Origin of the sequence: Pseudomonas phoenicis (genome assembly GCF_047302395.1) — a bacterium.
In the GTDB taxonomy this organism is placed as follows: Bacteria; Pseudomonadota; Gammaproteobacteria; order Pseudomonadales; family Pseudomonadaceae; genus Aquipseudomonas.
On sequence record NZ_CP154852.1, the window covers coordinates 360,630 to 381,763 of the forward strand.

At 63.3% G+C, this 21,134-nt stretch carries 18 protein-coding genes; 7 read left to right on the forward strand and 11 right to left on the reverse strand.

The window, feature by feature from the left end; genetic code table 11:
- Positions 1-336: 336 nt before the first annotated feature.
- Positions 337-1,518 carry a trans-sulfuration enzyme family protein gene (locus AA0Z93_RS01820; protein ID WP_413048368.1) on the reverse strand — a complete coding sequence of 394 codons (1,182 nt, stop codon included), beginning with the start codon at positions 1,516-1,518 and terminating at the stop codon, positions 337-339.
- Positions 1,519-1,652: 134 nt separating this feature from the next.
- Here AA0Z93_RS01820 and AA0Z93_RS01825 point away from each other — a divergent pair, with 134 nt between their 5' ends.
- The 7 genes from AA0Z93_RS01825 to AA0Z93_RS01855 all read left to right on the forward strand — a co-directional run bounded on the left by AA0Z93_RS01825 (position 1,653) and on the right by AA0Z93_RS01855 (position 7,215).
- A complete protein-coding gene (locus AA0Z93_RS01825; protein WP_413046653.1) occupies positions 1,653-2,111 on the forward strand; it encodes an Lrp/AsnC family transcriptional regulator in 459 nt (152 codons plus the stop codon).
- 140 nt (positions 2,112-2,251) lie between these two features.
- Positions 2,252-3,250 carry a GTP 3',8-cyclase MoaA gene (gene moaA, locus AA0Z93_RS01830; RefSeq protein WP_413046652.1) on the forward strand — a complete coding sequence of 333 codons (999 nt, stop codon included), beginning with the start codon at positions 2,252-2,254 and terminating at the stop codon, positions 3,248-3,250.
- Between the two features lie 363 nt (positions 3,251-3,613).
- On the forward strand, positions 3,614-4,495 hold the full coding sequence (locus AA0Z93_RS01835; protein WP_413046651.1) for a LysR family transcriptional regulator: 882 nt from the start codon (positions 3,614-3,616) through the stop codon (positions 4,493-4,495).
- A gap of 53 nt (positions 4,496-4,548) precedes the next feature.
- A complete protein-coding gene (locus tag AA0Z93_RS01840; protein WP_413046650.1) occupies positions 4,549-5,838 on the forward strand; it encodes a M18 family aminopeptidase in 1,290 nt (429 codons plus the stop codon).
- A 108-nt stretch (positions 5,839-5,946) separates the two neighbouring features.
- Positions 5,947-6,492, forward strand: coding sequence for a lipocalin family protein (locus tag AA0Z93_RS01845; RefSeq protein ID WP_413046649.1), 546 nt, complete (start codon positions 5,947-5,949; stop codon positions 6,490-6,492).
- A 103-nt stretch (positions 6,493-6,595) separates the two neighbouring features.
- Positions 6,596-6,778 (forward strand): type II toxin-antitoxin system HicA family toxin, encoded by a 183-nt coding sequence (locus AA0Z93_RS01850; RefSeq protein ID WP_314490214.1) that lies wholly within the window; start codon positions 6,596-6,598, stop codon positions 6,776-6,778.
- Between the two features lie 35 nt (positions 6,779-6,813).
- A complete protein-coding gene (locus tag AA0Z93_RS01855; protein WP_413046648.1) occupies positions 6,814-7,215 on the forward strand; it encodes a type II toxin-antitoxin system HicB family antitoxin in 402 nt (133 codons plus the stop codon).
- Positions 7,216-7,308: 93 nt separating this feature from the next.
- Here the strand turns inward: AA0Z93_RS01855 and mqo are convergent, their stop codons facing one another.
- The 10 genes from mqo to AA0Z93_RS01905 form a co-directional block, all read right to left on the reverse strand.
- The gene (mqo, locus tag AA0Z93_RS01860; RefSeq protein ID WP_413046647.1) at positions 7,309-8,955 is read right to left on the reverse strand and encodes a malate dehydrogenase (quinone); all 1,647 of its coding nucleotides are present in this window, start codon (positions 8,953-8,955) and stop codon (positions 7,309-7,311) included.
- Positions 8,956-9,248: 293 nt separating this feature from the next.
- Entirely contained in the window at positions 9,249-11,243 is a 1,995-nt protein-coding gene (locus AA0Z93_RS01865; RefSeq protein WP_413046646.1) for a polysaccharide biosynthesis protein, read from the reverse strand.
- A 116-nt stretch (positions 11,244-11,359) separates the two neighbouring features.
- On the reverse strand, positions 11,360-12,370 hold the full coding sequence (locus AA0Z93_RS01870) for an MraY family glycosyltransferase (protein ID WP_413046645.1): 1,011 nt from the start codon (positions 12,368-12,370) through the stop codon (positions 11,360-11,362).
- Positions 12,367-13,353 (reverse strand): NAD-dependent epimerase/dehydratase family protein, encoded by a 987-nt coding sequence (locus AA0Z93_RS01875; protein WP_413046644.1) that lies wholly within the window; start codon positions 13,351-13,353, stop codon positions 12,367-12,369. The genes AA0Z93_RS01870 and AA0Z93_RS01875 overlap by 4 nt, the downstream gene beginning before the upstream one ends.
- Entirely contained in the window at positions 13,350-14,471 is a 1,122-nt protein-coding gene (locus AA0Z93_RS01880; RefSeq protein ID WP_413046643.1) for a glycosyltransferase family 4 protein, read from the reverse strand. Before AA0Z93_RS01880 ends, AA0Z93_RS01875 begins: the two co-directional genes overlap by 4 nt.
- Positions 14,468-15,613, reverse strand: coding sequence for a glycosyltransferase family 4 protein (locus AA0Z93_RS01885; protein WP_413046642.1), 1,146 nt, complete (start codon positions 15,611-15,613; stop codon positions 14,468-14,470). Before AA0Z93_RS01885 ends, AA0Z93_RS01880 begins: the two co-directional genes overlap by 4 nt.
- On the reverse strand, positions 15,613-16,509 hold the full coding sequence (locus AA0Z93_RS01890; RefSeq protein WP_413046641.1) for a GDP-mannose 4,6-dehydratase: 897 nt from the start codon (positions 16,507-16,509) through the stop codon (positions 15,613-15,615). The genes AA0Z93_RS01885 and AA0Z93_RS01890 overlap by 1 nt, the downstream gene beginning before the upstream one ends.
- Entirely contained in the window at positions 16,509-17,540 is a 1,032-nt protein-coding gene (gmd, locus tag AA0Z93_RS01895) for a GDP-mannose 4,6-dehydratase (RefSeq protein WP_413046640.1), read from the reverse strand. Before gmd ends, AA0Z93_RS01890 begins: the two co-directional genes overlap by 1 nt.
- Positions 17,541-18,150: 610 nt before the next feature.
- Positions 18,151-19,566 carry a TolC family outer membrane protein gene (locus tag AA0Z93_RS01900; protein WP_413046639.1) on the reverse strand — a complete coding sequence of 472 codons (1,416 nt, stop codon included), beginning with the start codon at positions 19,564-19,566 and terminating at the stop codon, positions 18,151-18,153.
- Positions 19,563-20,888 (reverse strand): HlyD family type I secretion periplasmic adaptor subunit, encoded by a 1,326-nt coding sequence (locus AA0Z93_RS01905; RefSeq protein ID WP_413046638.1) that lies wholly within the window; start codon positions 20,886-20,888, stop codon positions 19,563-19,565. Before AA0Z93_RS01905 ends, AA0Z93_RS01900 begins: the two co-directional genes overlap by 4 nt.
- Positions 20,889-21,134: the final 246 nt, after the last annotated feature.

Consider the following 21,134-nt stretch of genomic DNA (forward strand, 5'->3'; position numbering starts at 1 on the left):
CAGGCATCGCTAGATACCTGACCCAATCGATGGTGGCCATTGGGCCTGCTGCGCAGGCCTGAAGGTTGTGAGCCGGGCCCATCGGGATCAAACCGGCGCCTGGGCTGGGACCGCTTTGCGGTCCATCGCGGCTGATCGGAGCGCCGAACCGGCCGCTCCTACAGGGGTGTATTCATCAAGTAGCTCACTGACCTGTGGGAGCGGCTTCAGCCGCGATGGCCGGCATAGCCGGCCTAATGCTAGCGACACTTACCGGCAGCAGTGCGCACTCACTCAAAGGCTCTCAGTAATGGCTTGACTGCCAACAGAGCATCTACAGAATTGGCCCCCACGAACCTACACGTGGGCGTAGGCCTCCAGCGCCGCCTGCAGGTCCTCGATCAGATCCCGGTGGTCCTCGACCCCCACCGACAACCGCAGCAGGTTCTCGCTGATGCCCATCACGCCCTTCTGCTCGGCGCTGAGCGAGCAATGCGACATGCTCCAGGAATGGTTGAGCATGCTTTCCACCCCGCCCAGCGAATCGGCCAGGACGAACAGTTGCAGGGTCTCCACCAGACGGTTGAGCGCTGCGCGGTCGCCCCTGACCTTCATCGCCACCACCGCCCCGCCGCTGCGCATCTGGCGCTGGCACAGGGCGTATTGCGGATGGCTCTCGAGGCCTGGGTAGTACACCTGCTCGATCAACGGGTGGCTTTCGAGGAAACGCGCCACCTGCAAGGCGTTGGCGCACTGCCGCTCCATGCGCACGTCGAGCGTTTTAAGCCCGCGCAGGGCCAGGTAGCAGTCGAACGGCCCCTGGATAGCGCCGATCGCCATGCTGATGCGCCGCAGGCGCTTGAGCAGCACGTCGCTGCCGGCCACGACGATGCCGCCGGTCAGGTCGGAGTGACCGCCGATGTACTTGCTCGCCGAATGCATCACCAGGTCCACGCCGAGGTTCAGCGGGCGCTGGTTCCACGGCGAGCAGAAGGTGTTGTCGATGCAGGTCAGGATGCCCCGCGCCTTGGCCAGATCGCACAGGGCCTTTATATCGACCAGGTGCAGCAGCGGGTTGGTCGGCGACTCGATCCAGATCAACTGCGTGTTGGGCCTGATCGCAGCCTCGACGGCGGCCAGGTCGTTGAGGTCGACGTAGCTGGTGGTCAACCCCGAGGTGTGGCTGCGAAAGTCTTCGAGGATGCGGAAGGTGCCGCCGTAGACCCCGTTCATGACGATGACGTGGGCATCTTTGGGCAGCAGTTCCAGCACCGTGGCGGTGGCGTTCACCCCCGAGGCGCAGGCCACCGCACCCACCCCGTCCTCCAGCGCCGCGACCGCCGTTTCGTAGGCGTCGCGAGTGGGGTTGGCGACGCGGCTGTAGGCGTATTGCGGGGCGTCGTCGAGGCTGCGCTTGGTGAAGGTGCTGGCCGTGACGATGGGCGGAAAGATGGCATTGTCGGCGACGCGGTGCTGCTCGCCGGCATGCAGGGTACGGGTGGCGAAACGCTGAGGCTTGTCGGACATGGTCGGGTCCACGGACAGGGAAAGAGCGTCACTATGGCACAACCCCGGGGACCTGCCAGCGCCATGCGGTAAGGCGTGCAATTGGCCGCCGATGCCGTAGTCTTGACGTTTTCATCGCCCGCTGCGCCCCGACATGGACCGCCCCTATGGACAGCTTCGACCAGCACATCCTCACCCTGCTCCAACGCGACGCTTCGCTGTCCCTGAAAGACCTGGCCGAGGCCGTCAACCTGTCCACCACGCCGTGCTGGAAGCGCGTCAAGCGTCTGGAGGAAGAAGGCTACATCCGTGGCCGCGTGGCGTTGCTCGACCCGGAGCGGCTCGGGTTGGGGCTGACGGTGTTCGTCCAGCTCAAGACCCAGTGCCACGACAGCGTCTGGCTCGAACGTTTCGGTGCCCAGGTCACCGCCTTCGAAGAGGTGATGGAGTGCTACCGCATGGCCGGGGATTGGGACTACCTGCTGCGTGTGGTGGTGGCCGACATCGGCGCGTACGACCGCTTCTACAAAAAACTGATCAATTGCACCGAAGGGCTCTCTAACGTGACGTCGAGTTTCGCCATGGAACAGATGAAATACACCACGGCGTTCCCCGTCCATCGCTGAGGCATACGCCCGAATGGCGCGATAGACGGGGTTGATCGAATGGTCGGAAAAAGCGATTTGACGGGTGCCTGGCGCAGGCTATAGCGTGGACTTCGACGCGGTATCGAGATATCGCCCTTTCCCTCTCTCCAGGCACAGACGTGAACGAGCCAGCGCTGATCGACAGCTTCAATCGCAAGATCGACTACCTGCGGATGTCTGTGACCGACCGCTGCGATTTTCGCTGTGTGTACTGCATGGCCGAAGAGATGCAGTTCCTGCCGCGCCAGCAGATCCTCAGCCTGGAAGAGCTGTATCAGATCGCCGAACGTTTCGTCGCCCTGGGCACGCGCAAGATTCGCCTGACCGGCGGCGAGCCGCTGGTGCGTCAGGGCATCGTCGGTTTGTGCCAACGCATCGGTGCGCTGCCGGGCCTGCGCGAACTGTGCCTGACCAGCAACGGCTCGCAATTGGGCCGCCTGGCGCAGCCTCTGTTCGACGCGGGCGTCACCCGCCTCAACATCAGCCTCGACAGCCTCGACGCAGAGCGTTTCCGCCAGCTCACCCGTACCGGCGACCTGGCTCAGGTGATCGCCGGCATCGATGCCGCGCGCGCGGCGGGTTTTCGCCGCACCAAACTCAACGCCGTGGTGCTCAAGGGCCGCAACGACCATGAGATCGTCGACCTGGTGCGTTTCGCCATCGAGCGTGAGCTGGACATTTCCTTCATCGAAGAAATGCCATTGGGCGTGATCGACGAGCATGCGCGGGCCGAATCGTTCTGCTCCAGCGATGAGGTGCGCGAGCGTCTGGCCGCGCATTTCACCCTGGTCGAATCGGCCGAGACCTCCCAGGGCCCGGCACGCTACTGGCGCCTGGCCGAAGCGCCGCACACCCGGGTAGGGTTCATTTCCCCGCATAGCCACAACTTCTGCGCCACCTGCAACCGCGTGCGGCTGACCGTCGAGGGCCGTCTGCTGCTGTGCCTGGGCAACGAGCATTCGCTGGACCTGAAACAGGTGTTGCGCGCGCATCCGGGCGACGGCGAGCGTCTGGAAAAGGCCATTCGGGAAGCGGTGCAGCTCAAGCCCTACCGCCATCACTTCGAAGTGGGTGGCGAGGTGCAGATCGTGCGGTTCATGAATATGACGGGTGGTTGATTGGGGCGCTTTCTAGATTAGCGAACCTGTCACATGGCCCTGTACCCGTTGGCTGAGCCGAAATAGCGCTATTTGGTGCTGCACTCAGGCCTTGACTTAGGTGCCGTGTGCATCCTGTAGGTATTAGGTAGAGGCCGTTGGGCCGGCCTCGCCGGCCATCGCGGCTAAAGCCGCTCCTACAGGGAACGCATATCCTGTAGGAGCGGCTTTAGCCGCGATGGGCCGCGCAGCGGCCCCAATCGCTCAACTGACCACATCGCCTCAAGGCCCACGCTTGCGCCCGATCGATCCGCTCTATTAATCGATAGCGAGACACACCAGACTTGGTTAAGGTCGAGCGCCTATGCACGCGCAGGCTTCCCCATGGACATCAAGCAGCTCAAGTTCCTCATCGCCCTCGACCAGACCCGGCATTTCGGCCAGGCGGCGGCGTTGTGCCATGTCACCCAGCCGACCTTGTCCATGCGTCTGCGCAACCTCGAAGACGAACTGGAGCTGACCCTGGTCGAGCGCGGCCAGCGCTTCGAGGGCTTCACCGAAGCCGGCGAACGCATCCTGGCCTGGGCGCGCACGCTGATGGCCGCCCACGACGGCCTGAACGCCGAGGCCGCCAGCTGCCGCGGTCAGGTGGTGGGCAGCCTGCGTCTGGGTACGGTGCCCCTCGCCAGCTTCAACCCCATGGCTTTGCTGCTGCCGCTGCGCCAGTCGCACCCCGGCTTGCAGTTCCAACTGTCGTCGCTGAGTTCCGAGCAGATCATCGACGGCCTGAGCCGCAATCAGCTGGACCTGGGCATCTGTTATCTGGACCAGGTGGACACCCGCTATTTCGAAGCGATCGAACTGGGCGTCACGACCATGGGCCTGCTGCACGATACCCGCCATTTCCCGCTCAACGGGCCGTTGCACTGGGAAGACCTGGCCGGCTTGCCCCTGGGCCTGCCGAGCAAGGCCATGCACTACCGCCAATCGCTGGACCTGAGCCTGCGCAGCCGCGGCCTGGAGCCACGCGCGGTACTGGAAAGCGACTCCACTTTCCAGTTGGTGCAGGCCGTGGGCTGCGGCTTGTGCTGCGCCGTCATGCCACTGGATTTCGGCCTGCAAGCGCTGGGCGAGCATTTGCAGATCCTGCCGCTGGAAGACGCCAGCATCCGTAGTCAGGTAGGCCTGCTGTTGCGCCGCAGCGCGCCGCGCTCGGCGATCGCCGAGCAATGCTTCGCCCAGGCGCAGAAACTCTTCGGGGCCTGATCGCGCTGCGACAAACTGCGTTAAACTCGCGCCTCTGCTGTCTGGAGTGACCTATGCGCGACGCCCTCAATGCCGGCCTGATCGATTTCCTCAAGGCCTCCCCTACCCCTTTCCACGCGACCGCGAGCCTGGCCCAGCGCCTGGAGGCGGCGGGTTACCAACGCCTCGACGAACGCGACAGCTGGGCCACGGTGCCCGGCGGGCGCTACTACGTCACCCGCAATGATTCGTCCCTGATCGCCATCAGCCTGGGCCGCCAGTCGCCCGTGCAGGGCGGCATCCGCATGGTCGGCGCGCACACCGACAGCCCCTGCCTGCGGGTCAAACCGCAGCCCGAGCTGCAACGTCAGGGTTTCCTGCAACTGGGCGTGGAAGTCTACGGCGGCGCGCTGCTGGCGCCCTGGTTCGACCGCGACCTGTCGCTGGCCGGGCGGGTGACTTTCCGCCGCGACGGCAAGGTCGAAAGCCAGTTGATCGACTTCACCCTGCCGATCGCCATCATTCCCAACCTGGCCATCCACCTCAACCGCGGTGCCAACGAAGGCTGGGCCATCAACCCGCAGAACGAGCTGCCGCCGATCCTGGCCCAGGTGGCCGGCAACGAGCGCATCGATTTCCGCGCCTTGCTCACCGAGCAACTGGCCCGCGAGCACGAGCTGATCGCCGATGTGGTGCTCGACTACGAGCTGAGCTTCTACGACACCCAGGACGCCGCCCTGATCGGTCTGAACGGCGACTTCATCGCCGGTGCCCGGCTCGACAACCTGCTGTCGTGCTACGCCGGCCTGCAAGCGCTGCTCACTGCCGACAGCGAACAGACCTGCGTGCTGGTGTGCACCGACCACGAAGAGATCGGCTCGTCCTCGGCCTGCGGCGCCGACGGCCCGATGCTCGAACAGACCCTGCAACGCCTGCTGCCGGGCCAGGACGAGTACGTACGCGCCATCCAGCGCTCGCTGATGATCTCGGCCGATAACGCCCACGGCGTGCACCCCAACTACGCCGACAGGCACGACGGCAACCACGGCCCGAAACTCAACGCCGGCCCCGTGATCAAGGTCAACAGCAATCAGCGCTACGCCACCAACAGCGAGACGGCGGGCTTCTTCCGCCACCTGTGCATGGCCGAGGAAGTGCCGGTGCAGAGCTTCGTGGTGCGCAGCGACATGGGCTGCGGCTCGACCATCGGCCCGATCACCGCCAGCCATCTGGGCGTGCGCACCGTCGACATCGGCCTGCCGACCTTCGCCATGCACTCGATCCGCGAGCTGTGCGGCAGCCATGACCTGGCGCACCTGGTCAAGGTGCTGACGGCCTTCTATCGCAGCGTCGATCTGCCCTGACGCCTCGGCCACCGCCGCATTCAACTTTTCGCGGCGCGTGCTATCCAAACTTCCAGACGCCGCCGCGTGAGTCCTTCGCCGGCGGCTTTCCTTTCCCTGGGAGGACTCATGAAAACCCGCGCACTGCTCACCCTTGGCTGTATCGCCCTCGCCCTCGTTGCCTGCAGCAACAGCGCCAAGCGCTCCACCCCACCGCCAAGCACCATGCAGGTCGACCTCGAACGCTATCAGGGCACGTGGTACGAACTGGCCCGGCTGCCGATGTTCTTCCAGCGCAAATGCGTGCAGTCAGAGGCCCACTACGGCCTGCGCGACGACGGCCGCATCGATGTGCTCAACCGCTGCCGCGAGAAGAGCGGCGAGGTCAACGAAGTCCAGGGCATCGCCGAACCGCAGGTGGCGGGCCGCACCGACAAGCTGTGGGTGCGCTTCGACAACTGGTTCAGCCGCTTGGCGCCGGGCCTGACCAAGGGCCACTATTGGGTGATCTATCACGACCCCGAGTACAAGGTGGCCGTGGTCGGGCATCCGGACCGGGATTACCTGTGGCTGTTGTCGCGTACGCCGGAGGTCAGCCAGGCTACGCGGGACGAGCTGCTGAAGGTGGCGCGTGAGCAAGGGTTCGATACGTCGGCGTTGATCTGGCGGCAGTAAAGCCCAGGAGCAAATTCTGTCTGACACTTCCAGAAAAGATGCCAGCTGATAAAATCATGCCCCTAGAGGTACATTCCGCCTTTCATTGAATAGGAGGCGGCAGGTGTCTAGCAGATTGCTTATAAAAGAACTCGAGGCTGCTGGCTGGGTGCTTCAACGCATCACTGGCAGCCACCATGTGTTCAAGCACCCTACCAATCCAAATACGATTCCCGTTCCGCATCCTAAAAAGGATCTGCCAATCGGAACGCTCAAGAGCATTAGGACGAGGGCTGGACTGGCATGAAACATCGAGAACTTGCGGCCCCGGAGGGCATTACCATGCAATACCCTATCTGCATCGAATGGGGCGACGAACACACCGCCGTTGGCATCCAAATCCCAGATATCCCGGGTGCGGTCACAGCGGGAGACGACTTCGAGCAGGCTTACGCAGCGGCCCTGGAGGTTGCGCACATCATGCTTGAAGCCCTTGCGACAGAGGGCCAGCCAATTCCTTTACCAAGCAGTGCCGCGCAACACCGCCATAACAACGATCTGGCCGGCATGGGCTGGGGCATGTTGGATATCGATATCAGCCCTTACCTGGGCAAGACCGAGAAGGTCAATGTCACCCTGCCGGGCACTGTGATCCAACAGATAGATCGCTACGTCCATCTGCACAACATCAAAAGTCGCTCCTCTTTTCTGGCCGACGCTGCTCTGGAAAAGCTCAACCGTTAACGCGCAAGCACAAAAAAACCACGGACCGCCAACCTGGCGACCCGTGGTTTTTTGATTCAACCCCTACCGCCCGAGCGGCAGCGACACAGGGCTTTACAGCGCCATGTCGGCCGACGGGTTGCTTTCCACCGGCTTGGTCGGGGCGGCGGCAGTGGCGGTTTCACCCACGCTGGCGTCGATTACCGGCGGCTTGGCCAGTTGCAGGACGTCGGCGGTGTAGTTCCACTCTTTCTGTACGGCGGCGGCCGAATCGTTGAGTTTGGTGCCGTAGCTCGGCACGATCTCGTGCAGCTTGGCTTGCCACTCAGGCGTCGCGACCTTCTCCTTGAAGATGGTTTCGAGCACGTTGAGCATGATCGGCGCAGCGGTCGAGGCGCCTGGCGAAGCACCCAGCAGGCCGGCCAGGGTGCGGTCTTTCGACGCCACCACTTCGGTGCCCAGTTTCAACACGCCACCGTGTTCGGCGTCACGCTTGATGATCTGCACGCGCTGACCGGCCTGCCACAGGCGCCAGTCTTCTTTCTTGGCGTGCGGGAAGTATGTCTGCAGGGCGGCGAAGCGGTCGTCGTCCGAGAGCATCAGCTGACCGGCGAGGTATTCCACCAGCGGGTACTGGTCGACACCGACTTTGGTCATCGGCCACATGTTGTGCAGCGTGGTGCTCTTGAGCAGGTCGAGGTACGAGCCGTTCTTGAGGAACTTGGTCGAGAAGGTGGCGAATGGCCCGAACAGAATTACGCGCTTGCCGTCGAGCACGCGGGTGTCCAGGTGCGGCACCGACATGGGCGGCGCACCGGTCGAGGCGATGCCGTAGGCCTTGGCCATGTGCTGCATGGCGACCGTCGGGTTCTCGGTGACCAGGAACGAACCGCCGACCGGGAAGCCTGCGTATTCCTTGGCCTCTTCGATGCCGGATTTCTGCAGCAGCTTGAGGGCGCCACCGCCTGCGCCGATGAACAGGAACTTGGCGTCTGTCGCGGTCTCGCTGCCATCCTTGAGGTTCTTGTACGCGACGTGCCAGGAGCCGTCGTCGTTACGGGTGATGTCCTGCACTTCGCTGGACAGCTTCAGGTCGAAGTTGTCGCGGGTTTGCAGGTGCTTGACGAACTGGCGGGTGATCTCGCCGAAGTTGACGTCGGTGCCGATCGGCGTCCAGGTGACCGCCAGTTTCTGGTTCGGGTCACGGCCTTCCATCATCAGCGGGACCCACTTGGCGATCTGCGCGTGGTCCTCGGAGTACTGCATCGGACGGAACAGCGGGCTCGCCTGCAAGGCCTCGTAGCGCTTCTTGAGGAACTTGATGTTGTCGTCGCCCCACACGAAGCTCATGTGCGGCGTGGTGTTGATGAACGAGTGCGGGTCATTCAGCACGCCCTGACGGACCTGCCACGACCAGAACTGACGGGAGATCTGGAAGGCTTCGTTGATCTCGATCGCCTTGCTGATGTTGATCTTGCCGTCTTTGTCTTCGGGGGTGTAGTTCAGCTCGGCCAGCGCGGAGTGGCCGGTACCGGCGTTGTTCCAACCGTTGGAGCTTTCTTCGGCGACGCCGTCGAGGCGCTCGACCATTTCCATCGACCAGGAGGGCTCGAGCTCAGTGAGCCAGACCGCCAGGGTGGAGCTCATGATCCCGCCGCCGACCAGCAGCACGTCTACTTTCTTGGTTTCTGCAGCCTGCGCGTGCATGAAGCCCGCGGCGACAGCCAGACCCAGCAGGGCCTTGCCAGCATGTTTGAACATTGATCAATTCCAATCGTTAGCACGTAAGGACGGCGGGTGCCTGACCTGTGATGTGTCTGTCCTTCAGCGCGCGCTTGTTATTGATCATTGGAGTCAGCAGCCAGAGAAACAGCAACGTTCGGCCGGAGGATCAGGCAACCCTGCCGGCTGAAACGTTTCGCTATTGTAACGGAAACATCAGCACAAACAAATTAAAGGGAACCGTCAAGGCGACAGGTTGTCTCATCGCACCATCCAACGCGCCACTCAGCGCCGCACTGCACATGTGCAGCCTGACGGCCGTGCACATGCGCTCAGGAATCCTGGCGCTGCTGCTGGTAGATCCAGTCGACGATCTCACCTTGCGGCACATACCCGCAGACCAGTTCGCGCAGCAGCTTGCGCACACGCGGACAGTTGTTGCCCTCCAAGGCGGTCAGCAACTCGTTCAGTTGCCCTTTGAGCACGGCCCAGGTGAGGCAGTCTTCGCTCGCCGACATGATCATCGGGTGTTGCGTGGGCTCGACGTTGTCGCCGATCAGCAACTCTTCGTAGAGCTTCTCGCCTGGACGCAAGCCTGTGAACTCGATGGCGATGTCGCCCATGGGGTTGCGCTCCGAGCGCACGCTGAAGCCCGAAAGGTGGATCATCTTCTCCGCCAGCTCGACGATCTTCACCGGCTTGCCCATGTCCAGCACGAAGACATCGCCGCCCTGCCCCATCGACCCCGCCTGGATCACCAGCTGCGCCGCTTCGGAGATGGTCATGAAATACCGCGTGATCTTCGGGTGGGTGACCGACAACGGCCCACCTTCCTTGATCTGCTTGTGGAACAACGGAATCACCGAGCCGGACGAGCCCAGCACGTTGCCGAAGCGGACCATGGTGAAGCGGGTCTTGTTGACCCGCGCCACGTTGTCGGCATCGCCCAGCAACACCGGCGCCGGTTCGCGGCTCAACGCCTGCAGCGTCATTTCGGCCAGACGCTTGCTGCTGCCCATCACGTTGGTCGGGCGCACGGCCTTGTCGGTGGAAATGAGCACGAAGCTCGCCACACCGGCCTGCAACGCGGCCTGGGCGGTGCAGAGCGTGCCCATGACGTTGTTGAGCACGCCCTCGGCGACGTTGTGCTCGACGATCGGCACGTGTTTGTAGGCTGCCGCGTGATAGACCGTGTCCACTTTCCAGGTCTTCATGATGTCCAGCGTCAGCGCCTGGTTGCGCACCGAGCCCAGGATAGGGACCAGTCGGACCCTCAGGTGCGCACGGGCGATATGCGCTTCGAGCTCGGCGGCGATGCTGTAGAGGTTGAATTCGGCATGGTCGAACAGGATCAGGACCTTGGGCCGCAAATCGATGATCTGCCGGCACAGCTCGGAGCCGATCGAGCCACCGGCACCGGTGACCAACACCGACTGATCGGCGATGCAGCGCTCCAGCAGGTCGTGTTGCGCCGGGACGGCATCGCGCCCCAGCAGGTCGGCGATGTCCACCTCCTGAATGTCGTCGACCTTCACCCGCCCGCTGGCGAGGTCCATGATGCCGGGCACGCTGCGCACGTGCAGCGCGTAGCGTTCGAGGTTGCCGAGGATTTCGCGGCGGCGGCTGCGCGAGATGGACGGCAGGGCCAGGAGGATTTCCTCGGCGCCGGTAGCGTCGATCATGCGCTGGATGCGCTCGGGCTTGTAGACCGGCAAGCCGGCGATCATCCGATCGGCGATGCCGGGATCGTCGTCGATGAAGGCGACCGGCCGCATCACTTTACCCATGCGCAACGCTGCGACCAGCTGGTTGCCGGCCGTCCCGGCGCCGTAGACGGCGACCTTCGGCAAGCCGTCATCGCGCGTGGCGAAAGGCACATGCTGCGCAGTGGTGAACCAGTCGCCCATGAAGTACTGGCGCATGGCGAGGCGCAGACCGCCGACGATCACCAGGCTCAGCCACCAGTAGTTGAAGATGATCGAGCGGGGCACGACTTGCGGCGGCGCGCTGTACCAGAACACCACGAGCGTCAACAGCAAAGAGGCCAGGCTGACGGCCTTGACGATGGCCAGCAATGCATCGTTGCCGAAGTAACGCATCACCGCCCGGTACATCCCGAATCGGATGAACAACGGGATCGAGACGATGGGCGCGGCAACGAACAACCAGGGGTGGCCGAGCAACGGGTTGTACATCTCGTCCATGCCCAAGCGCACGACGAAGGCCAGCCAGAGGGCGAGCCAGACCAGGAAGACGTCGGTCGTCACCTGGATCAGGCGTTTCTTGCGACGTGGCAGATTGACGAGGTAATTGCGCAACTTGTCCATAGGTACCGGCCCGCAGGCGCGCTTTTCTCCGCTGTCGCATGCCTGGCCGTGGTCAGCGCATGCGTATGGTTGTCAATGTCCGCAGGGCTCGTACGTGTACGACGCAAAACGTGCCTCTACTCTGCTCGCCCCGCGCGGAATTTCAGTGCCAATACGACCAGCGGCACGTAGGCGATCAGCGTACCCAGCGCGCCGTCGAGGCCGAGCCAGGTCACGCACAGGGCCATCGGCAGCAGCCAGCCCAGGGTCACCGCCGCCGTGCAAAGCGTTACGGGCAGGTGTCGACCGGCACGCCGGGCCGCGTGTTGATACGCATGGCTGCGATGGGCCTCGTAGACCTTCTCGCCCGCGATCAGCCGGCGCAACAGCGTGACCGTGGCGTCGACGACGAACACCCCGAGCACGATCACCCACGCCCAGAAGTATCGACCGTCCAACCAGGCGCCTTGCAGCGACAGGCCGCCTAGGATCAGACCGAGAAACCCACTGCCCGCATCGCCCATGAAGATTTTCGCCGGCGGGAAATTCCATACCAGAAACCCCGACACCGCAGCGGCCAGCAACAAGGGTGCGGCCATCGCCTGCACGTGCCCGCCCAGGACGTAGACCACACACATGGCAGCGCACACGGACAAGGCCTCGATGCCGGCGATGCCGTCGATACCGTCCATGAAGTTGTACAGGTTCAACAGCCAGACCAGATAGACCGCCAGCAGGGGCATCAATAGCCATGCCGAGTGTACTGGAATTCCTGCCACCGTGAGCATCGGCGCACCGCCCAGGCCGATCAGCAGCCCAAGCGCCGCCGCAAAATGCCCCAGCAAGCGCCAACGGGCCGGGATGTGGCCGTGGTCGTCGACGAACCCGACGATGGCGACCAGCAGCCCGGCGCCGCCCAAGGCCAACACTTGCGAACCCGTCACCCAGCCCTGTTGCCACAGCACCAGCAGCGCCGGCAGGAAGGTCAGCACGATCGCCACACCGCCGCCGCGGGGCGTGGGTACCGTGTGCGAGCTGCGCGCGTTGGGGATGTCCATCAGGCTGCGCGCCAGGGCATAGCGGCGGATCACCGCCGTCAGCAAAAACGAAACGATCGCCACCGCGACCAGCAGCCAGGCGAAAGTCATCGACGTCGATGCTCCAGGAAATGACGGGCGGTGGCCTGCAACGCCACATCGACCGCAACGGCGGGCTGCCAGCCCAGTCGCTGCGCGTTCTTTTCGATATCGACCTGCAACGAGCCCAACAAGCGCTGGGCGACACCGGCTTTGCCCAGCAGTCGCGCCGCCAACGCCAAGCATGCAGCCGGAACCGGCAGCAACAGAGGGCGCCGCCCCAGAGCGCGCGACATCCGCCGCAGCAGATCGGTGGTGGACAGGTCTTCCCCGTCACTGACCAGAAAGACTTGATTGGCGGCCTGGGGATGCGTCACGCACAGCGCCACGAAATCCACCAGGTTCGCCAGGCTCACCAGGCTGCGCCGATTGTCGACGGCACCCAGTGGCAAGGGCACACCGCGGGCCAGCCAGCGCATCATGCTCGCCACGTTCGCCCCCACACCCGGGCCATACACCAGCACCGGGCGGACGATGACCACTTGCATGGCGGTCTCCCGGGCCAAGCGCAGCAATCCTTGCTCGGCCTCCTGTTTGGAGATGCCATAGGGATCGATGGGATGAGGCGTCTGATCGGCGCTGAATGGCTGGCCGGGCAGCGTGTGCTCGCCGTTGACCTTGATCGAGCTGACGAAGACGAAGCGCCGGACGCCAGCCTGGGCGGCCTGGCGGGCCAGCGCCAAGGTGCCGGCGGTGTTGATCTGGCGGAAGGCTTCGAGCGGATCGGCTGCGGTGTCCTGCATGACGTGCACACGTGCTGCGGCGTGGACTACGCAGTCGATGCCTTGCAAGGCGGGTGACCAGTCAGCGCTTGGGCCCAGGGCAGGCGCCGTGCGCTTGGACACTTGCGAGGGCAACGCCGTATCCATTCGTCTGACGGCAGCAATGACCGGGCGCGGCTGTGATGCGAGCAAATGCTCGACCAGCGCATGCCCGACGAAGCCATTGGCGCCGGTGACGAGGATGGCACCTGAGGTCGGTGCTGCGTCGCTCATGGACGACCGTCGAGCAGTTGCCGGTACAAGCTTACGTAGCTGTCGATCATCTGTTCGGCCGAAAACACCGATTCATAGCGCTGCCGCGCCTGGCGCCCCATTTCGGCCGCACGCACCGGGTCGTTCCACAGTTCGAGCATGGCGCGGGCCAGCTCGCCAGGGTTTCGCGGTGGGGTCACCAGCCCGGTCTGGCCGTGCAGGTTGATGAACGTGGTGCCGCTACCGATCTCGCACGAGATCATCGGCTTGCCATACATGGCGGCCTCCAGCAGCGAGATGCCGAAAGATTCGGAGCGCAGATGGGACGGAAAGACGAAGCCTTCGCACATTTGCAACAGCGCCACTTTGTCTTCGTCGTCCAGCCCGCCGACGAACTGGACGCTGGTGGCGCCCGTGGCCTGCGCCTGGGCGCGCAGCTTCTGCTCGAGATGCCCCTGCCCGACGATGACCACTGGCAGGTTCGCCAGTTTGGCCGCTTCGATCAGGCAATCGATGCTCTTGTAGTAGCGCAGGGCACCCACGAACAGGAAGAACCGTGCCCCGACCCGCTCGCGCCAGTACGCACGTTTGGCCTCGTCGACCTGCGGGTATGTCGATTGTTCGAGCCCGAAGGGAATGATGTCGACTTTGCTCTTGAAGCGCTGCAGCACCTCGCTGCTTTGCGCGTAGTTCGGCGAAGACACCACGATACGGTCGACGCTGCCGAGGAAGCGGTTCATCAGCGGCCGATAGAGCTTGAGCAGGGTCTTCTGCTTGACGATGTCGGAGTGGTAGCTGACCACCGTCGGCTTTTTCAAGCGGCTGGCGAAGTGCACCAGGTCCATGTAGGGCCAGGGGTAGTGGTAGTGGACGATGTCGGCCTCACGCGCCAGCTCGGCGAAATCCTTGAACGCCGAGCGCGAAAAACCGGTGGACGCCACATGCAGGTCGAGGCGCGAGCGGTGGGCGATGTGGTGCCCCACGGGTTCGCCTCGCACCGCGCCACGCTTGCTCAGCGACAGGACTTCAGCGTCCAGGCCGCGCGCCACGCTGCCTTCGGCCAGCTGGAAAATGACTTGTTCGACGCCACCCATGGTCTCTGGGTAATACGTCTTGAAAAAATGCAGGACCTTGGTCATGACTGAGCCATGGTGCGTCGATAGGTTTCGAGCGTGCCAAGCGCACAGCGCTCCCAGGAGAAGCGGGCCGCACGGGTTAAACCGGCATCTATGGCAGCGTGGCGCCAGGTCTGGTCTTCCAGGCCTTTGGCGATCAGTGCGGTCAGGGCGTCCACGTCGAGGGCCTCGCACATCAATGCCGCTTCCCCAGCCACTTCGGGCAACGACGAGGTCGTGGAGCAGACCACCGGCACACCCGAGCTCATGGCTTCCAACACGGGCAAACCGAACCCTTCGTACAGGCTTGGGAACGTGAACAGCCGAGCGCCAGCGAACAGCAGCGGCAGCTCGTGGCCAGGCACGAAGCCCAGATAGCGCGCCCATCCTTCACGACCTGCGGACTCCAGCCGCTGGTGGATCGCCTCGCTCTGCCAACCGTGATAGCCCGTCAGTACCAGAGGGAAACGCCTGCGCAGGGGCAACGGCAGGCGCACATAGGCGTCGAGCAACGTGTCGATGTTCTTGCGCGGCTCGATGGTGCCGACGAAAAGGCTATAGCTTCCCGGTTGCAGACCGTGGCGCGCCAGCACAGGCGCCAACTCAGCCTCGTCACGCGGGTGGAACTCTGCGGAACTGGCCAACGGCACGGCATCGATGCGTTCCAGTGGCCAATTGAAATAGGTTGCCAGCTCTTGGCGAGTGAACTCCGAATCGGTGATCAAGCGGTCGGCGCGTTGCACCGTGTGCGTGAGCTCCTTGCGCAGGAAGCGGCCTATCTCAGGCGTATGGCACTGCGACCAGGTGAAAGGTGACAAGTCGTGAAAGGTCGCGACTCGCCGCCCCTCGAAACGCGGCAGGTAGTAGTTCGGGCTGTGGTACAGAAAGTCCGAATGCTCTCGAAGTGCCCGGCTTTTGAGCAAGGGCATCAAGTGCCTGTAGGTTTCGATGGCCATCGGCAGCTTCTGCGCGACACGCCTGAGCCAGTGCGCTTTCCCGGATACATCGCTCGGACTGGGAAGGCTTGGTAGAAAGCGGTGACTCGCCATGTATCGCAGGTCGGTGATGTCCGGGCTGGTGGCGAGGCGCTGCGCCAGCTCGTAGGTGTAACGACCTATACCCGTCAGCGGAAAACGGACCGGGTCAACGGAGAGGACTATTTTCATTACACCGCATCCAGCATCCAGGCCAAGGTGTCCCGCAAAGGCGGCGTCGACCATCCCGGCACCAGATTACGCAGCCGGGCGTTGTCACCCGTCAGCGTCTTGACCTCGTTGGCCCGCACGAACGCAGGATTGACGGTGACGTCGATACAATGCCCCGTAATCTGCTCGCACAGTGCGATGACGTCGCGCAGCGAATGCGCCACGCCGGAACTGACATTGACCGTCTGGCCAATGGGCGCCACTTCCAGCAAACGACGGTAGGCCGCAACCACCGCACGCACGTCGCTGAAATCACGCCATACATCGAGGTTGCCCAATTCGATCACCGACGCCCGACGGCGGAAGTGCGACACGATCTTGGACAACAGGAAATTCTCGCCCTGCCCGACTCCCGAATAATTGAAAGGCCGGGTGATGACGATGGGCAGGCGGTCTTGCCACAGGCGGGCCATGTATTCCATGCCCAGCTTGCTTACCGCGTAGTCGTTCGCCGGCGCCGGCGGCGTGGCCTCGCTCAGCATGCCGTCGGAGGCGTTGCCGTAGACGTTGGCGCTGCTGGCGAGCAGCACGCAGTCCGGGCGTTTGCCACAGGCGGCGATGGCCTCGAGGAGGTTGCGCGTGCCGATCAGGTTGACCTGATAGAACGCATCGGCCACGCCATGGCCGACGAAGGCGAGCGCAGCCAGATGCACGACGACATCCGGCTGCAGGTCGGCCAGCAATGCACGCAGACCCACCGCATCGGTGAGGTCGGCCTGAACGTAACCCGGCTCGTTGGAGGCTTGACTGCCCGTGCCGACGACTTCGTAGCCATGGGCCTCGAGCTCGGCGGCCATGTAACGGCCGGTGAAACCGTGGATACCGGTGATCAGTGCGCGTTTGCTGGCCTGGGTCATCAGAACGAGAACCCTTGCTCGTTACGGCGCAGGTCGGCTTCGACCATCATGCGGCACAGCTCTTCGAGCGAGGTCTTCGGCTCCCAGCCCAATACTTCCTTGGCCTTGGCCGGGTTGCCGATCAGCAGGTCGACTTCGGTCGGGCGGTAGAACTTGGGATTGATCGAGACCAGCACTTTGCCGGTAGCGGCGCAGATGCCCTGCTCGGCCTCGGCTTCGCCTTTCCAGTTCAGGGTGATGTCGACCGCCTTGAAGGCCATGCTGACGAAGTCGCGCACGGTTTCGGTACGGTTGGTGGCCAGGACGAAGGTGTCCGGCTCTTCGGCTTGCAGCATGCGCCACATACCCTCCACGTACTCTTTGGCGAAGCCCCAGTCGCGCTTGGCGTCGAGGTTGCCCAGCTCCAGGGTGTCCTGCAGGCCCAGCTTGATCTTGGCGACGGTGTCGGTGATCTTGCGGGTCACGAACTCACGGCCACGCAGCGGCGACTCGTGGTTGAAGAGGATGCCGCTGGTGGCGAAGATGCCGTACGACTCGCGGTAGTTGATGGTCATCCAGTGCGCGTACAGCTTGGCGACGCCATAAGGGCTGCGCGGGTAGAACGGCGTGCTCTCGATCTGCGGAATGGCCTGGACCTTGCCGAACATCTCGGAGGTGGAGGCTTGGTAGAAGCGCACCTTCGGATTGACGATGCGGATGGCTTCGAGCAGGTTCACAGCGCCCAGGCCGGTGATTTCGGCGGTGGTCAGCGGCTGTTCGAACGACACGCCGACGAAGCTCTGCGCGGCCAGGTTGTACACCTCGGTGGCGCCGGTGGTCTGCAACAGGCGGATGCTGGCGGACAGGTCGGTCAGGTCGTACTCGACCAGGTGCAGGTTGGGATTGTTCTGGATGCCCAGTTCTTCAATACGCCAGAAGTTGACGGAGCTGGTGCGGCGGTAGGTGCCGTAGACGGTGTAACCCTTTTCCAACAGCAGCTCTGCCAGATAGGCGCCGTCTTGACCAGTGATCCCAGTGACGATTGCTTTCATGCGAATTAACCAACTCCGTTAGTACGATAAAGGGCATTCAAATGCCGATGACAAGCCCGAGGGGCGGCCAAGCAGGCCGGCGTGAACGGTGGGTGGGGAGTATACATCTACCGCAGCATCCTGCTCGACGTAGATCATGCGACAGGATTGCACAACCAGACTATGGAATAAATGCGCATGCCGGGGTAAGGACATCAGAGCGGATTTTTCGTTCTTGGAAGTCGGATAAATCCGATCTGGTTGTGAGAAGCGAGCAAACCGGGTCAGCGCATTCGCTTCGCTGTACCCGGTTAGCGGGGATATGGCTACTGGAGGGGTACGCCGCCCATCGCGACATGGTCGGGAGTGCAGCCGGGGTCGGGGCGCAGCTCAGGGTTGTGTAGGAGCGGCTTTAGCCGCGATGGCCGGCAACGCCGGCCCAACGGCCATAACACCATCACCTGGCATCAACGCACCACCTGGATCGTGGCCGCCGCGCGACCCACTGGAACCCACCGCAATCGATTACAGCCCGCTGCAGCTACCACAAACCACCGCAGCCCAGAGCAGCCACCGCATAGGCCCCTTCTGCACCTTGATTGTCAGGCACTCCCCATCCTGCCCCGCCCACTCAGCGCTTGGTATCGGCCTTGGCCAGATCCCCACCCGGCAAGCCCTTGTCCGGCTCCGGACTGAGCCAGACGTTGACGCTGTCGACGCTCTCCTGGTTCAGCTGTCCACTCCAGCGGTTCAACATGAACAGGTTGGTGATGAAGTCGTATTGCGATTTCAGCAGATCCCGACGCGCCTTGAACTCGGCCTGCACGCTGTTCAACACGTCCACCGCGTTGACCACCCCATAGGCAAAGGCCTTTTGCGCCGCGATGCTCGACTGCTGCGCCGAGGACAACGCATTGCGGTTGGCACTGATTTTCTCCACGGCGGCCTGTGCGGTCAGGTATGCCGTCTTGGTCTCCTTGACCACTTGGCGGCGCACCCCTTCCATGTCCTGCTCCGCTGCCAACTGGTCGTCGTAGAGGCCACGCACCCGCGCCGAAGTCGAGCCGCCGCTGTACAACGGCAACGAAATCCCGACGCTCGCCACATAACTGTCGCTGCGCGGCGTCTGGGTGTTGTCGTAACCCACGTCGCTACGCTGGGCGGTCAGGTTGAGCGACACCTGCGGATAGTGCCCGCCCTTGCCTTCGCGCACTGCGGCCTCGGCAGCCTCGGCACCGTACTCATAGGACTTGAGCAGCGGGTTGGAACCGATCGCCTGGGTCACATAGTTTTCCAGCGGCCGGGGCGGTGCTTCCAGCGCAACGTCGTTGCGTACCCGGCTCAAGCGTTCGGTGATCGGCCGCCCCACCAGCTCGGACAACGCCTCGCGGCTCACCTGAACCTGGTTGCGTGCTTCGACCTCCTGGGCCGCGAGGAAATCCACCCGCGCTTGCAGGTCGAGCTTGTCGGTGATCTTGGCCATCTGCTGCTCGAACATCGACGTCACACGATCGAGGTTCTTCTGCGTGGCGCGTCGCTCGGCCTGCACCAGCTCGAGTTCGTCGTCGGCTGCCAAAGCCACGAAATACCGTTTGGCCAGTTCGACGGCGGCTTCGGCGTGGGTATCTTCGGCTTGCTCGCCGCGCTGCCGCGTCACGCTCTTGGACTTCTGCCAACCTTCCCAGGCCGTCTTGTTATAGAGGTACTGGGTGAGGGTCAGCGAATTGCTTTTGTTGTTGTAGACCTCGCGCGAAGCCTCGTCCTTGCGCAGGATCCGGTTGCCGCTGCTGCTGGCGGACAGTTGCGGAAGCAGACCGCCCAACGCCGCGCGCTGCTGCTCGGTGGCCGACCGGGCGCGCAGGAAAGCCGCTTGCACACGCGGGTCTTCCAGCCGCGCCTCTTTGTACAGCGCCCCCAAATCCAACGCATAGGTGGAAGCCGACACCGGCTTGGGCGGCACGTCCTTGGGCACCACCGGTTCCGCGGCCATGGCCTGGGCGACGGCGAGACTGAGCACTACACCGGGTAACGAACGCAGCACAATCATTCCTCGATCATCGATTCGGCGAACATGTTGCGCGCCGGCTTGAGCAGGTACTGGAGCATGGTACGGTCGCCGGCATTGATCAGCACTTCGGCAGGCATACCCGGTTGCAGCTTGCGGTTGGCCAGCTTCTTCATACCGTCTTCGGTCACGTTGACGCGGACCAGGTAGTAGCCATCGCCCGATTGCTCATCGGTCAAACGGTCGGCCGAGATGCGCGTGAGCTTGCCCTCGATGACCGGAGTGGTGGCGTTATTGAAGGCGCTGAAGCGGATATCTGCCGTCTTGCCCAGTTCCAGTCGATCGATATCGATCGGCGACACCTTGGCTTCGACCACCAATTCGGATGACAGTGGCACGATATCCATCAATGGCGTAGCCGGCTGCACGACACCTCCCACAGTGTGCACCTTCATGTCCAGAACCATGCCGCTTTCCGGAGCGCGGATGACCACGCGCGAGAGCCGATCCTGCAACGCGGCCTCTTTTTCCTGGAGGTCGAAGACCTGTGCCTGCACCTGGGACAGCTCGTCGGCCACATCGGCGTTGAATTTCTTGTCCAGCTGCACGATCTGCAATTCGGTTTCGCTGATCTGCAGCTTGGTCTTGGCGATGTTCGACTTATGGTCGGCCACTTCCGTGCGCAGCATGTCGAGCTTGCGCTGCGATTCGAGCAGGCGCTGGTTGTCGACGAAGCCTTGGGCCAGCAGGTCCTTGAGCTGGACGATTTCGCCGCTGTAGGACTTCTCCAATCCTTGCTTGGTACGGATCATCTCTTCCAAACCGGCGATCTGTGCCTTGAGCTGGCTGATCTGTTCGCGATGCACCGAAATCTCGCCCAGGCGCGAAGCCTTGCGCGAGACGAACACTTGCTGCTCACCGGCGAGCGCCTCCTGGGCACGACCGGAATCGGTACCCGTGAGCTTGACCTCAGGGATGGTCTCAAGCTGATCGCGCTCGGCGCGCAGGCGCGCTTCCTTGTAACGTGCCACGATCAACTGGTTGCGCGTGGATTCGTACTCGGAGCTCAGCTGCGATTCGTCCAGGATGATGACGGGGTCGCCTTTCTTGACGCTGTCGCCGTCTCGAGCCAGGAGTTCCTTGACGATGCCACCTTCCAGGTGCTGAACGGTTTTGCGGTAACTCTGCACGGTCACGAAGCCGGAGCCGTGCACAGCATTGCTCAAAGGCGCGAAGGCGGCCCAGGTACCGAAGATACCGAAGGTCACCAGAACGATGGTCATCCCGATGCGGCGGATACCGCGGTCGGACGTAGGCATGTCATCGAAGTTGTGTTCGAACCGGGCTATGTCTTTGCTAGTCATCGATGAAGTCCTTTCACACGCCGTTCGGGTTTGCAGGGGACGGCGCGGCGGGGTTGCCCCCGGTGGGTGCGGCGGGCGGTGTAGGTGCAGCGGGGGTGGCTGGCGCGGCGGCGCCGGCTGCGGGTGCAGCGGGGACGCTCGGCGCGGCAGAACTCGAGGCAGGCGCTGCCGGAGCGTTCGGTGCAGCGGCAGCAGAAGCAGGTGCAGCGGGAGCGCCCGGTGCAGCGGCAGCAGAAGCAGGCGCAG